The following is a 14140-nucleotide window of genomic DNA, read 5'->3' on the forward strand; positions in this document are numbered from 1 at the left end:
CCGGATTCAGGATGGTCTCTTCTCGAAGACGTCCTCAACGCCTCAGGCATCGTGTGCGCTGCCCGGCGGTTTCAACAAAATGGTGGTCTTGGGATGACGCCGCGATGACGCGAGACGCTTTATTGACCGGCTTCGGCGCCTTGGAGCGACTGGGTCGTGTGCTGACGGATAATCTCTTCTGTCAGCACCTGCGGGAGGATCACGCCTTCATCAATCCCCGCCCCCCGCTCGAAATAGAGATAAAGAGGCACCCCTGCGCGCCCGTACTCGGCAATGAAGCGGGAAATCTCCGGATCCTCACGGGTCCAGTCGCCCACCATCAAGCGAATGTCATTGCGCTCAAAATGGTCAAGCGTGGCCTGCGTCCTGAGCGCCGTCGCTTCGTTCACCTTGCAGGTGATGCACCAGTCAGCCGTGAAATAGAGAAAGACCTTCTGATCGTCTGCGAGCAGCGATCCCAGGGCCTGCCGGGAGAAGCCCTCTCCTCCTTGGCTTTCAACGAGCTCGGCGGATGCAGAAGCGTCTGAGAGCCAGGCCAGGGGAAGCACGCTGCTCGCCCCCAGAACGATCAGGCTTGCGCCCAGGGTCTGGCCAACCCGCCCTCCATGGGACAGCGCCTTGGCCGCAGCGGCCAGCGCCAGGCATGCCAGAAGGCCTATGGCCATTCCATCATGACTGGTCTGCGCGCCGAGCACCCAGAGAAGCCAGATCGCGGTTACAAACATGGGAAAGGCGAGAACCTGCTGCAGGGCCTGCATCCATGGGCCAGGCTTCGGCAACAGGCGCTGCGTCGCCGGGGCGTGCGTGATAACGAGATACGGCAGGGCCAAACCGCCGCCCAGAGACACAAACACCGCCAGTGCGCCCAGAGGGGATGCAATCATCGCATACCCCAAAGCCGACGCCATGAATGGCGCCGTGCAAGGGGCCGCCACAAGAACGGCGAGCATGCCGGTCAGGAACGCGCCGCGCAGGCCCTGACGCGTCTGAAGAGCGCCCCCGAGCCGCTGCAAGCTGCCCCCGAGCTTCAGAACGCCCAAGAGGTTCAAACCCACGCCCGTCATCAGAAGCGCCAAGCCCATGACGACGACGGGATTCTGCAATTGGCTGCCCCAGCTGGCAGCTGGCATGACGCTTCTGCCGATCAGGACCGCCAGTCCGATCAGTCCGAAACATGACAACACGCCTGCAGCATACGCCCAGCCATCCGCCCTCATCGCGGCCGGCTTCAGGCTGGCGGTGCGCGCGAGAGCGATCGCTTTGAGTGACAGCACCGGCAAGACACAGGGCATAAGATTCAGAATCAGCCCGCCCAGAAAAGCGAACATGATCGCCTTCCATACGCCTTGAGCCGTTGCAGAGGCGGCGACCTCACTGGAAGGGCTCTGCGCATCCAGCGGCAGAGCAACACTCACACCCCGATAGGCGCCCTCCCCGTCGGTGAAAGCGAGAACGCCGGAAAGGCGAGACCTGTCCCCCTGATAAAAAGGGTCAGCCCGCACGGAGAGCTCATGCTCGGTTGAGGAAACCCGAGTCACCGTCTGTGGATCCGCGTGCCATATGACGGGCTCTACAGGGAAGAAGTACAGATCATCGATGACTTCCGGAGCGATGATCTGCAGCCTGATTTCACCCTGCGCGGTGCTCGCATCAAACCGCCACTGATCAGCGCTCTCCGGGAGGGTAAGAACGTCCGGGTTCATTTCTGGTCGTGAGGTCTCTGCTGAAGCGGACACCTCGACATCGAGCGACAGGCTTGCGCCACCCTCAACACAGTCCCGTTCACGACAGGCAAGCCACTGAATCTCGAGCTCTACGCTCTTGATGTCGCCCGGGCGCGCAGTGTTCGGCGCCACAATCCGGAACGGCAGAAAAAGGGTTTCATCATAGCCATAGCCAAAAACACGCCCCTCCCCGTCCATGATCCGACGCGGCGTTGGCCACCCCTCGGCTTCGACGCTCCACCCCTCTGGCGCCTCCCACCGTGCGACAATGGCTTCACCCGCACCGGGATTGATCCAGAACGTGCTCCAGCCGGGCTGATGCTCCAGCCTGATGCGCACATCGGCGGCGCCACCCGGCTCCATGCGGACAGACACGGGGCTAAGGGTCGCCTCTACCGGCGACGCATTTTCGGGTAGAGGCTGTGCGCGGCTGGGCGCGAGGCAAGAGAGCGACAGGGCCAGGGCGACAGCCAGCATGCGAACAGCGTTCTGAAGCCTGCCTGAGACGCGCCTCAAGCTCAACCGGTTGCGCCTAGTCTTCAACACGCAGCAAAACCCGGATCGGGTGTTCGATAGGCGGCAGACACGTGTCGCCGTCGCAGGTCTGGTATTCCACCATGCCTCGGATCAGCATGTCTCCGGATGGCGTGCGGGGGTGAAACCTCACAGGCTGAAACAGGCTGACGACCTCACCTGTCAGGATATCGTAAGCGCCAAAGGAGATGGGCTCGGGAAACCGGGCGTCGGCGAATTGCGCATACTCATGATCGCGCATCGACACGGACGTCTCGACAAGCCCCTGACCGGCATTCACCCCTGTGGGGGCGTACAGATACCAGCCCCTTTCCAGTTCAACGCGAACCTCGATCTCGAACGGCGTCCCGGGCGCTACCGACTCAGGCGCAACGACCTCGACATTGACAGGCTGGGCGTGTGCTGCAGCGCTGATTGCTGCAGCACACGCCACCGCGGCCGCCCCCCCTCTAACGGACATAGACCCAGACATGACCATGTTGCCTCTCATAGCCGCGCAGCATTTGAAGGCGCGTACTGTCCACCGGCTCCAGGAACTGACCCAGCCGTTGTTCGAGCGCCTGCATTTCCTCACGCAGGTCTTCATTGTCGAAGTACACAAAGGTGCTGCGGAACCGATCCCGGAACGGCTCGTCCGGACCTTCAACGCCGGCTCTGCGGTCGAGCGCCACAAGCTCGTCCTGCAAGGCCTCGAACGCTTCAAGCTCGGCGTCACTCAGCCCGCTCTTCAGCGTCAGGCTGCGAGACCAGTCGCCAACGACCAGGTCCAGAACGCCATCGCCGTTGTAATCTGTCAGGGCGACCGACGCGCGCGAGCCTCGAACAGGGCTGTATTGCCCGGGGCGGACCACGTGTGCGGGAATATGCTCTCCGCCGCGCACAGAAGGCAGCAGCCTCTCAGGCGCTGCGAAGGCGATTTCCTCTCCACCCAGATTGCGCAGGAAGTAGACAGCGCCGGATTGTGTCCCGACGATCAGATCCGGATGCCCGTCGCCATCCCAGTCTCCCACGGCAGGCACGAGATATTCCTCGTCCTGCATCGGTCCTGCGCCGCCTTCCACCACTTCGAAAACGTCCAGCTGATGGCTGCCGCCCCAGCTGAAGGTGGCGAAGACCGGTTGCCCCTCAACGGGTGTGATGCCGGGTTGGTGCGCCGGACCATGATTGCGACGCACGACGAGATCGCCCTGAGCATTCCCAATGATGAGATCCAGCCGGCCATCATCGTCCCAGTCCAGCCAGGCGGGCTTGGCCGCGTAAGCGAGATGGGGACCCTCATCGACTTCGTTCAGCCGAGTAATGACATCAAGGCCGCCCCAGTCCGTCAGCGATTGTCGCGCCCGAAAGCCGCCATCCTGACCCTGGAACCAGTAGATCAATCCCGGAGAATACGAGCCGGCGGTAAGATCGGCATGACCGTCTCCGTCAATATCTGCAAAACTGGGGCCCGCCGCCACGCAACACCAGTTGCGGACGATCGCCGTCTCCCCTGCCGCCTCGATCCACTCATAGCCTGAGAACACTGGCGCTCCGGGCTCGCCCTCATTGAGATAGAGCCGGAAACGCCCTGCCGAACCGCCGATGATCAGATCTTCAAGACCGTCTCCATCATAGTCATGGAAGGTGGGGCCGGCATGCCCGTTCTTGTCTTCCTCGAACCAGACGCCCGAACGGCTTGGCGTATCGCTGGCCGTGTCGATGATTGCGCCATCGGCACGCAGAAGGATCGCCTCTTCATACCAGTCGCCGAGCGGCGTTCCGTCTTCATTGATCTCGAGCGCGACCGCCTCAAAACCGAGCAGCGATACGCTGGCGATAGCGAGCGACAGGACACGGGCGAGCGATCGCCGTTTCAGGCGGTCCTGCGCCACAAGGTCTGTCTGACAGGCCCTTTGATGTCGGGACATGGCGCTACCACTCCTTGCTGAGGCTGAGGGTGAACAGGCGGCCGAAGGGGTCGGCATTTGTCGGGTCGTAGTTCACGCCCAGATCAGTGCCGATCGTCGACGCCGAGTTCGACCGCGCGAAAGGCGGATCCTCGTTGAACAGATTGCGGACGTTGAACCCCACCCTCACTCCGGAGAGCAGATCGCCATGGCGCTCCTGGAAGGAGAACCCGGTGATCAGATCGACCGTCACCCAGCGATCCACCGGCTCAGCCGGGGTTACTGACGTATTGGTGTAACTGTCGACATAATTGAGCTGGAGCTGGCTGGACCAGCCGCCATGCTGGAACCCGGCGTTCAGGCGCCCGCGAAACTCGACCGGGTAGGTGAGCGTGCCCACACGCTCCACGACCGGCGCGCCAGCGCTGATGCGCTCCTTGTTTTCGAGCATGTAGGTGAACGCCGCCCCGACATTCCAAGCGCCGAATGACGTAGGCGCACTATAGTCGAGCGAAACGTCGAAGCCGGAGGTCTGCTGTGAGGCGATGTTCGTCAGGCCGTTATAGATGATGTGGGTGACATCGGCCGCGATCGCGTCCGGATCCAGCGTCGTTGAATAGTCGCCGGTCCGGGCGTCAAACAGGCCGAGCGCCCCTGGCAGGGTGTCCGCGATGATCGCGGGCGAAACCTCATCCGTGATCAGGTCGAAATAGGTCTCCGGATCCGCTGCGATTTCGAACGCGTCAGGCGGCTGAGCAATCCGGTCTGTATAGTCGATATTGAAATAGCTGCTCGAGAGCGTGAGGCCTTCGATGCGCGCCGGGGCGAAATCGAAGCCCAATGTAAAAGCCTCGGAGGTTTCAGGTCCCAGGTCAGGATTGCTGATCGGTCCCACGACGTAATACACCGTCGATTGATCATTGGAGAATGGATCCGGAAACGTCCCGAGCGGTCCCTCGACTGGCAAGATCACATAGCTGGTCTCGCTCGGGATCAGATCGGGCAGAGTGGGGGCGCGAAACGCCTGGCCATATGTGCCACGCAGCTTGAGTTCATCATTGATGGCCCAGAGCAAGCCGACTTTCGGATCAAAACTGTCTCCAAAATCAGATGTGTCGGTGTAACGCCCGGACAAGTTCAGCTCGAGACGCTGAACCAGAGGCACCGCCATATCCTCATTGATCAATGGAACAGCCAACTCGCCAAAGGCGTAGCTCGTCGCCCGGTCAGCCCGCATCGGACCGAATCCGAGTTCCTGCTCAAGATAACCGCCGCCCAGAGCGAATCCGACATCCCCGGAGGCCAGGGAGAGCAGAGTCCCATCGAGCTTCCCTGTCACCTCGAGCGAGCTGAAATCCTGGGCGCCGTTCGTCTCACGCAGGCGCCCGTCATCGAAGAACCTGACAATGTTCAGGTTGTTCGTGTAATCGCCATAAGTCGCCAGGAGCTCGAATTGCCAGTCACGCACCGGCTGGATACGCCCGCCGATTGTGGCGACCACCTGCTCGGTCTGGGTGTTGCTCAGTGATGTGGCCTGAAAGAACCCGTCCTCTCGCGTCGAGGTTTTCGTGTGCCGATCGGTGTACAGAATGTCAGCAAACACTTCGGCCGACGCGCCAAGATCCTGGCGCCCCGAGACAAAGGCGGAATAGCGCTGATCCAGCGGCGCCAGATAGGTATCGGGCGTATTGCTGAAGTCGACTTCATCCGTCAGGAACGGGCCGGACGTCGCAGCAGAGAGCGAGGCGATCACTCCGCCTCCAGACCAGCTGGTCCCCAGAACCTGATCAAATTGCCCCGCCGAATAGCCGCCATCGCCTCTCGTGGTGTAGCTGACCGAGGTTTCCGCCCCCTCAAAGTCATCCCGCAGGACAAAATTGACGACCCCAGCAACAGCGTCCGCGCCATAGATCGAGGATGCGCCATCAGTAAGCACCTCAACACGCTCCACTGCTCCCAAAGGGATGAGCGATGCATCCGCCGTCTCACCCACGTCCGCCAGCGGCAAACGCCGTCCATTCAGAAGCGTCAGGGTCGATCCCGCGCCCAGACCGCGCAGATCAACGGCATTGACCGAACGGGCATTGAGTTCACGACTGACGGCGAGCCCGCCAATCGAGCTTGTGGTGTTGATGTTCTGTGGAATGGCGCGCAGGAGCTGGTCTGTCGTCAGAACGCCAAGCCTCTGAAAGTCTTCTCGAGAGTAAACATCCAACGGTGAGCTTTCCGGATTCACGCCCCGGATGCTGGTGCCGGTCACCGTGATCGTGTCCATTTGCAAGACATCAGGCTCAGCTTCGGCACTGGCCTCGATCAAACTCTCTGACGCCGCGCCCTCAGGGCGGGTCGGTGCTGGATTCGTCGGCTGTGATGAAGGGGTGTCGCGCGCTTCCACAGCCGCGGCCTGGCGCAGCAGGATCGCGCCTGATGCGCTGCGCTGCATATCGAGGTCAGCACCAGACACCAGGCGTGACAAAGCCAGCGTCGGCGTCATCCGGCCCTGAACCGCATTGGCGGTGTGTCCCTCAACGAGGTCCGGCGAATAGAGAAGCGATTGTCCGCTCTGGCGCGCAAACTCGATCAGCGCCGTCTGAAGCGGTTGCTCGGCAATATCAAAATCCACGGCGAGTTCAGACGAGGACGCAATGTCATTCCCCTGTGCGCCCGGATCTGACTGCACGAGCGCGAATGCCGCGTCGGACCCTGTCAGAAGCGTGAGTGATGCAACGGTGCTCAACGCCGCTGCACGAAAGCTCGTACGAACCATGAAAGTCTCCCCATGCCAGCCGCTGGTCTTGTTGTTTGCGGCCCATGACAGGGAAGACGCATCCGGCTGCCGAACCCGAACATGCGGGACGAAAAAACTTTCAGCCGGTCTGAGACTTTGGCGCTAGATCGCGCTGCGCAGGATTATGGCGTGATCGGTTTCATCAATCCGCACTTCAGGAAAATACTCCGCCAGAGCCTCGACAAAGCCAGAGGACTGACCTGCGCTGAAGGCGCCGCTCAATCGCAAGGCTGAGAGCTGCTCATCGGCGATCACGATGGGACGGCGGGCATATCTGTTCATTTCCGCCACTGCGGCCGAAAGCGGCTCATCCTCGAAGATCAGCAAGCCATCCAGCCAGCTCGTCAACCGGCGAGCATCCACTGTCGCCACGCTCGGCGGAGCGTCTGCGACCTGCACCAGCTGTTCGCCGGGGGAGAGTTCGGCGCGCTCGGATCGTGCAAATTCTCCTGCGGCGCCCTGGTCAACCGACACCGGCGCATCGACGACAACATTGCCTTCAACAAGGGTGACTGAAAGCTGCGCGCTGTCCACACGCACTTCAAACGCTGTGCCGACCGCCGTCACGCGCCGCCCCGCAGCCAGAACCACGAACTCGCGTCCGTCCTCGTGGGCCACGTCGAAATAGGCTTGTCCCGACACCAGCTCCACCAGCCGCTCCTGGTCTGAAAAGGCGACACGCGCCCGGCTGGATGTGCCAAGGGTCATCGTGGACCCGTCAGCAAGAGGCGTCGTCAACCGCTCGCCTATCTGTGTTTCGAAGTCAGACGCCGCCTGCTCGGCAATCACCATCGAAGGCTCAACGGATTCGCCAGGCATGGCCCAGTTGGCCAGCACGAAACCAAACCCGACACAGACCAGAACACTCGCTGCGAGCACGCTCAGTCGCGCCGCGCTGAACACTGGCTTTCGTTCGGACGCCGCGCGCGACAAAACCTTGTTCCGCAGCTCAAGCATCTCGGGTTCATCGGCGACCGAGCGTGCAAGACGCCAGGCGGCCTCAGCCTGCCGGAAGGCCTCACGCTTGGCAGGGTCGTCGCCGCACCATTCCTCGAAACGGGCACGCAAGTCAGGATCCGCGCCCGCTTCACGCAAACGCTCGCTCCACAGCGCCGCCGCTTCACGGTGCGTGTCAATCTCATGTCTGGCGAGTTCTGGCGTACGCATGTTCATCGGCCCGTCTCGTCCCGATCCAGCGCTGCGCCGACATAGGCGAGCGCCTTAGCCATATGCTTCTCCACAGACCGGGTGGAGATCGCCATCAGGCGCGCAATATCTGCATACTTGTAGTTCTCGAACGCGCGGAGCACGAAAACATCCTGAGTGCGCTGAGGCAATTCCTGCAGCGCCTGCATCAGACGGTTCAACTCCTCCTTGCTGAGTAAGACGCGCTCGGGAGAAAAATCCGAACCGCCATGCTGCTCGACATCAAAGGGCTCATGCGCATCCGTTCGACGAACCTGATGACGTCGCAGATGATCGGCCAGTACGCTTCGAGCAACTTGAAACACATAGCCCCGGATATGATCGATCTCTCCGTGATCGCCGCGACGGATCAGTCTCAGGAACACGTCCTGTATGAGATCGCTGACTTCGTCACGATCCGAAACCCTCTTTGAGAAGAAGCCTCTAAGCGGCCCCTGGAACTCATGATTCAGGGTTTCCCAGGCTGAAGTCTGCTCAGCATCATCACTGGGCGGGACGGGTGACAGACCACCGCCTCTTGTGCTCTCAGCCATCCCCCCGCCCTCACGCTGTTCGAAACCCGTCATGCTCTATGACCGTCGACTCCGTATCACTCAATCGGACAGGCTGGCAAATCCGGGCGCACGACAAGACACGCCCGCGCGCATGACCGCACGCCGCGCACGCGCTGCGTGTCGCTGACCTTCCGGACGATGACCGTTATGGATAACAAATCGTAAAAATGGTGGGCCCGGAGGGACTCGAACCCCCAACCAAGCGGTTATGAGCCGCCGGCTCTAACCAATTGAGCTACAGGCCCGCTGAAAAATCAGCTTGGATGTTTGATAGCGCGTGAGGCGAACTTGGCAAAGCGGGGATGACGGCGAAGCGCAGCTGAACATCCGTTCAGGGAACGGCCATGAAAGAACCGCGTTTCGGTCATGAGCCTGTCGCCTGACAACGCTCATATTGGTTAAACACAGACTGGGAGAGCTATTATGATCCGCACAGCATTTCTGACCGTCGCCCTGTTGGGCTCCACTGTCCTGCCGGCACAAGCGCTGGCGCAGACCGGCCCCTCCGAACAACAGATCGCGCAACTGAACCTGTCCGCCACGGGCGAGGTTCGCATCAGTCCTGACCAGGCGCAGGTGTCTGCAGGCGTGGTGACGGAAGCGCAGTCCGCTGCGCAGGCCCTGCGCGCCAACTCCCAGCGCATGCAGGCGGTCTTCGCCGCCCTGGAAGAAGCCGGTGTTGACGCGCGGGACATCCAGACCAGCCAGCTCAATGTGAGCCCGATCTATTCGCAGGTGTCATCCCGCGATGGCGGCACGCGCCAGATCACCGGCTATAGCGCCCAGAACACCGTGACAGCGCTGGTTCGCGGCGTGGACAGTGTCGGGCCAGCTATCGACGCCCTGTTTGAAGCAGGCGCCAATTCGCTCAATGGCGTCACCTTTTCAAGCTCCGAGGCCGATGAGGCCGAGGCCGAAGCGCGTCGTCGCGCCGTGGCCGAGCTTTACGAGACCCGCGATCTTTACGCGGAAGCCGGCGGCTTCACCGTGACGCGCCTTCTGAACTTCTCTGAAAGCGGCGGCTATGCGCCCCAGCCGGTGATGTTCTCACGCGCTATGGCCATGGAAGACAGCGCCACTCCGGTGTCCGGCGGCGAGCTTGTCGTGTCGATTACGGTCAACGGCGCCTGGGAAATCGAGGGCTGATCACCAGACCAGCTTCGGCGCGACATGGCGCGCATCAAGGCCGTCCTCCTTCAGGAGGGCGGCCGCTTTGTCAGCATCGAAGGCATCCCCGAACTGTTCGGCGAGAATGCCGCCCGCAATGAAGAGCGCGTCCACGCCTTCCGCCTGGGCGCCCTTGATATCGGTGACCGGGCCGTCGCCGATGGCGAGAATGCGGGACTTGTCCACGACTTCACCGCGGAGGCGCTCGATCTCGCGATAGGCGAGGTCGTAGATGGGCGGATGGGGCTTGCCCGCCATGATTACATTGCCGCCCAGCGCCTCATACTTCTCCGCCAGCGCGCCTGCGCAATAGCGAAGCCCGTCGCCGAACTGGACGACAATGTCAGGATTGGCGCAGATCATGTCGAGCCGGCGCAATTTCGCTTCCGTCAGCAGGTCGACATAGTCCTCCGGCGTCTCCTGTGACCAGTCAAACAGGCCCGTACAGGAGATGAAGGCGGCGTCTTCAAGCCTGGCGAAGTCGAGCCCCGTATCACGATAGAGCGCATCATCCGTGTCAGGACCCAGCTTGAAGGCGGGGCCGGGCGCACGGGTTTTCAAGAGGGCATGGGTCCCCTCGCCCGAGCTGACCGCGCCATCCCACACATCATCACCGGCGCCCATCTGATGCAGGAAGTTTTCCAGCGAGGACGCCCGCCGCGGCGAGTTGGAGACGAGGATCACGGTCCCGCCCTGAGCGCGATACTGGCGCAAGGCATCGAGCGCTTCAGGCAGAAGGTCGGAACCGTCCCGGATGACGCCCCAGACATCACACAGAATGGCGTCGTAATCGGCGGCGAGGTCGGAGAGATAGGGGAATTGGGTCATGGCCGTGGACTAGGTGAGCCCCGCCAGAGCGTCAAATGAAAGTTGGAGCCGGCCTGACGCCCTAGGCCTGGCCGAACAGTCCCAGGACGATTGCATAGCGAAGCGCCAAGGCCATGACGCCCAGGCTGCTGACTGACGTCGAGACAAAGACCCGTGACCGCCAGTGCGCCGGTGACGACAGGCCGCCTCTGAAATGAAGCGTGTTGCCGATCTGCAAGAAGGCGAACACCACCAAAGCGGCCACAAAGGCCACGGGCACGAAGAATCCCGGCAGAAGCACCGCGATAACCAGCATCAGCGCGCCAAAGCCCAGATGGGCAGCGCGCAACCAGACAGGCAGTTGATGGCCTGGAGTGTCCGGGTTGGTGTCTTGCATCGCCATGGATCATCCTCCGGCGTTGCGCGATCAGTGATTGACCCTAACAGGGCAGGCTTTTCCCGATCAACCCGCCGCGCGGCGCAGCTTGTTGTCCGCCTCGCTCAGCACTTCATCGCGCACCGGACGCGGCGCGCCGAATAGATGGCCCTGGGCGTACGCCACATCGAGATCAAGCACCTCGACGACCGTGCTTTCGGACTCGATCTTCTCGGCCACCAGATCCACGCCATAGCGGGCGAAAAGCCCCGCCACGTCTTCGGGGCGCAGGGCGCCGGGCTCCCGGCCAGCGATCGGTTCGGCGCCGTGGGCGGCGGCGATCAGACGGTCGCCCGCCACCTTGATGAAGCGCACCCCCGCGCGTTGCAGCTCGGCGAGGTCGATATTGAGATCGTTGACCTGATCGATGGAGAATCGGAAGCCGAAATCCGCCAGCCGCGCCATGTTGCGCGCCGCCGTGGCGGAACGGTTCTCGAACTGGGCGCGCGGCATCTCGAAGATCAGCGCGCCGGCGAGATCGGAATTGCGCCGCAGGAAATCGAGGAAGGCCGGGAAGAAATCTTCATCCGCCAGCGAGCGGATCGAGACATTGCAGAACACGCCGACGCGGCGATCGGACTTGGTCAGGCGACGCACGATCTGCACGCAGCGCAGCAGCAAGAGATTGTCCACATCGGTGATCAGACCCGCATCTTCCGCCGCCGCAAGGAACTTGCCCGGCGCAATGACCTGGCCATTCTCGTCCCGGATGCGGGTATAGCCCTCATAGAAATAGGTTCGCCGCTGGGGCAGGCCGACAACCGGCTGCAGATAGAGATCCACCCGATTGTCATCGAGCGCCCGGCGCACCAGATCCGCAGCGTCCGGAGCCTGGGCCTCAAGCGGCGCGCCGCGACCGCCGTCAAGCCGGGCCAGGATCTCTGCGACCAGGCGCTCATCCGCGCCATGGGCGTCCGCGCCCGCATTGAGCGGCTGATTGAGTTCCAGCGCAGAAGCCGGTTCCGCAGGCTGGGCGGGATTGCCGACGGAGGCGCTTTCGGCCAGGGCCTCGATCCGGTCCTGTGCGCTGCTCAGCTCATCCAGCATGGTCAGGTTTGCGGCCTTGAGCTGGTGGATCTCGTCCTCAAAGACCTTGCGCTCTTCGGCGCGGGCGACCGAGGCGTGGACCTGTCCGCCGATGAGAAAGACCAGCGCGCCCATCATCCAGGCCAGCTCGGCCGACATCAGCCCGAAACGATCAAACGCGAGCGCGGCGACGATGGCGACCATCGCATAGGTTAGGATCACCAATATGTCGCTTGCGCGCGGCATCGTCGCTCCTGAATGTCGCCGCTTCGGCCACTTCGGCCTAAGCGCAGCGAATCACACTCATTTCGGCGATACTAAGCTGCGTTAACGGGGCTTGTCAGAACGTTAACGCTGTGAGCCGTGGACAAACGGAAAAAACAAAGGCGCGCCCGCACATGCGGACGCGCCCTCGGTTAACCGCGGTCTCCCGCCTCGCAGCTTACGAGGTGTGCGGGGCGATCTTGATCTCGACCCGACGGTTGGCCGCGCGGCCGGAGTCGGTGTCGTTGGAGGCGATCGGCTGGCTTTCGCCCATGCCGGCCACATACAGACGGTCACGCATGACGCCGCGCGCGATCAGCTCGGCGGCGACAGAGCTGGCGCGACGCTCTGACAGGGTCTGGTTGTAGCTGGCGTCGCCCACGCTGTCCGCGTGGCCGATCACGTCCACATAGGTGGCCGGATAGGTCATCAGCACGTCTGCCACATCGTTGAGGACCGGGCCGAAGCGCTGGTCGATCTGTGCGGAATTGGTGGCGAAGGTCACATCGCCCGGCATCACCAGATACAGGTCATTGCCGACGCGGCGCACGGTCACGCCCGAACCGCGCAGACGTTCGCGGAAGGCGTTTTCCTGGCGGTCCATATAGTTGCCGACGCCGCCGCCCGCGAGGGCGCCCACGCCCGCGCCAATCAGCGCGTTGCGGCGGTCATCGCCGCCCGCCAGCGTGCCCAGAAGCGCGCCGGCCGCAGCGCCGGCGAGGATGCCGGTGCCGGTGTTGTTGCGGGTCACATTGCCGTACTGGTCAGTGGTGGTGCACGCCGCAGCAAGGCCCAGCGCCATGACAGCGGCGATCAAAGAACGAAACATCATATTCTCTCCCGTAAGCGTCCCCTAAAACGCAGACTTAATCTGAAAGTTCCGCGTCTAGATAGCTCTATCTTAACAAGTATGCGCGACGGGCGCATGAACCCAGTCTGAACCGGCTCCGAAGAAGCTGAAAATATGGGCGGAAAAATGTCGCCCGGAGCCCTTGACGGTTCCTCGCCAGCCTCTTACCTCCGCGGCTGTTAGCAGCCAGGGCAGGAGAGTGCTAACGCTCCTCTCCCGGCTCGCTCAAACAGTTCTTCACACGAGCCAAAGCTCAAAAACGGAGTACCGGCAATGAACTTTCGTCCTCTCCAGGACCGCGTTGTGGTGAAGCGCGTCGAGGAAGAATCCAAGACCGCTGGCGGCATCATCATTCCCGACACCGCCAAGGAAAAACCGCAAGAAGGTGAAGTCGTGGCTGTGGGCCCGGGCGCCCGTGACGACAAGGGCGAGCTGATCGCCATGGACGTCAAGGTCGGCGACCGCATCCTGTTCGGCAAATGGTCCGGCACCGAGATCACTCTGGAAGGTCAGGATCTGCTGATCATGAAAGAGTCCGACATTCTGGGTGTGGTCGGCTAATCGCCGCCCTTCCGCTCAAAGACTGACATCTACTCAATAGATAGGGACGAACAATGGCTGCCAAAGACGTTAAGTTCGGCGCTTCCGCCCGCGAAAAAATGCTCAAGGGCGTGGATATCCTCGCCGACGCCGTGAAAGTCACCCTGGGCCCGAAAGGCCGCAATGTGGTGATCGAGAAATCTTTCGGCGCTCCGCGCACCACCAAGGACGGCGTGTCCGTGGCGAAGGAAATCGAGCTCGAAGACAAGTTCGAGAACATGGGCGCCCAGATGGTGCGCGAAGTCGCTTCCCGCACCAATGACGAAGCGGGCGACGGCACCACCACCGCCACCGTGCT

Annotated in this window: 13 protein-coding genes and 1 tRNA gene; 3 read left to right on the top strand and 11 right to left on the bottom strand. The window is 62.2% G+C overall.

Annotated features, from left to right (window positions below; translation table 11 throughout):
* Window positions 1-119: 119 nt before the first annotated feature.
* The 7 genes from B2Z70_RS06530 to B2Z70_RS06560 all read right to left on the bottom strand — a co-directional run bounded on the left by B2Z70_RS06530 (window position 120) and on the right by B2Z70_RS06560 (window position 8937).
* Entirely contained in the window at window positions 120-2099 is a 1980-nt protein-coding gene (locus B2Z70_RS06530) for a protein-disulfide reductase DsbD family protein (RefSeq protein WP_292982066.1), read from the bottom strand.
* A 157-nt stretch (window positions 2100-2256) separates the two neighbouring features.
* The gene (locus B2Z70_RS06535) at window positions 2257-2730 is read right to left on the bottom strand and encodes a protein-disulfide reductase DsbD domain-containing protein (protein WP_292982067.1); all 474 of its coding nucleotides are present in this window, start codon (window positions 2728-2730) and stop codon (window positions 2257-2259) included.
* A complete protein-coding gene (locus tag B2Z70_RS06540; protein WP_292982068.1) occupies window positions 2708-4165 on the bottom strand; it encodes an FG-GAP repeat domain-containing protein in 1458 nt (485 codons plus the stop codon). Before B2Z70_RS06540 ends, B2Z70_RS06535 begins: the two co-directional genes overlap by 23 nt.
* 4 nt (window positions 4166-4169) lie before the next feature.
* The gene (locus tag B2Z70_RS06545; protein ID WP_292982069.1) at window positions 4170-6911 is read right to left on the bottom strand and encodes a TonB-dependent receptor; all 2742 of its coding nucleotides are present in this window, start codon (window positions 6909-6911) and stop codon (window positions 4170-4172) included.
* Between the two features lie 123 nt (window positions 6912-7034).
* A complete protein-coding gene (locus B2Z70_RS06550) occupies window positions 7035-8105 on the bottom strand; it encodes a FecR family protein (RefSeq protein WP_009801551.1) in 1071 nt (356 codons plus the stop codon).
* Complete coding sequence (locus B2Z70_RS06555) at window positions 8102-8671, bottom strand: RNA polymerase sigma factor (RefSeq protein ID WP_292982070.1); 570 nt, start codon at window positions 8669-8671, stop codon at window positions 8102-8104. Before B2Z70_RS06555 ends, B2Z70_RS06550 begins: the two co-directional genes overlap by 4 nt.
* 189 nt (window positions 8672-8860) lie before the next feature.
* Window positions 8861-8937, bottom strand: a tRNA-Ile gene (locus B2Z70_RS06560).
* 178 nt (window positions 8938-9115) lie between these two features.
* Here B2Z70_RS06560 and B2Z70_RS06565 point away from each other — a divergent pair.
* On the top strand, window positions 9116-9838 hold the full coding sequence (locus B2Z70_RS06565; protein ID WP_009801575.1) for an SIMPL domain-containing protein: 723 nt from the start codon (window positions 9116-9118) through the stop codon (window positions 9836-9838).
* On the opposite strand, the gene B2Z70_RS06570 is transcribed toward B2Z70_RS06565, so the two are convergent.
* From B2Z70_RS06570 to B2Z70_RS06585, 4 genes are all read right to left on the bottom strand, one after another.
* Complete coding sequence (locus tag B2Z70_RS06570; protein ID WP_292982071.1) at window positions 9839-10687, bottom strand: TIGR01459 family HAD-type hydrolase; 849 nt, start codon at window positions 10685-10687, stop codon at window positions 9839-9841.
* A 61-nt stretch (window positions 10688-10748) separates the two neighbouring features.
* Entirely contained in the window at window positions 10749-11069 is a 321-nt protein-coding gene (locus B2Z70_RS06575) for a hypothetical protein (protein WP_292982072.1), read from the bottom strand.
* Window positions 11070-11129: 60 nt separating this feature from the next.
* The gene (locus tag B2Z70_RS06580) at window positions 11130-12350 is read right to left on the bottom strand and encodes an EAL domain-containing protein (protein ID WP_241760695.1); all 1221 of its coding nucleotides are present in this window, start codon (window positions 12348-12350) and stop codon (window positions 11130-11132) included.
* A 220-nt stretch (window positions 12351-12570) separates the two neighbouring features.
* Entirely contained in the window at window positions 12571-13224 is a 654-nt protein-coding gene (locus B2Z70_RS06585) for a YiaD family glycine zipper/OmpA-like lipoprotein (protein WP_009801579.1), read from the bottom strand.
* A gap of 291 nt (window positions 13225-13515) precedes the next feature.
* On the opposite strand from B2Z70_RS06585, the gene groES reads away from it, so the two are divergent.
* The gene (gene groES, locus B2Z70_RS06590) at window positions 13516-13803 is read left to right on the top strand and encodes a co-chaperone GroES (protein ID WP_009801580.1); all 288 of its coding nucleotides are present in this window, start codon (window positions 13516-13518) and stop codon (window positions 13801-13803) included.
* Between the two features lie 53 nt (window positions 13804-13856).
* A partial coding sequence (locus tag B2Z70_RS06595) for a TCP-1/cpn60 chaperonin family protein (protein ID WP_292982073.1) occupies window positions 13857-14140 on the top strand: 284 nt, incomplete at its 3' end.

The sequence above is a fragment of the Oceanicaulis sp. UBA6590 genome, assembly GCF_002433705.1.
In the GTDB taxonomy this organism is placed as follows: Bacteria; Pseudomonadota; Alphaproteobacteria; order Caulobacterales; family Maricaulaceae; genus Oceanicaulis.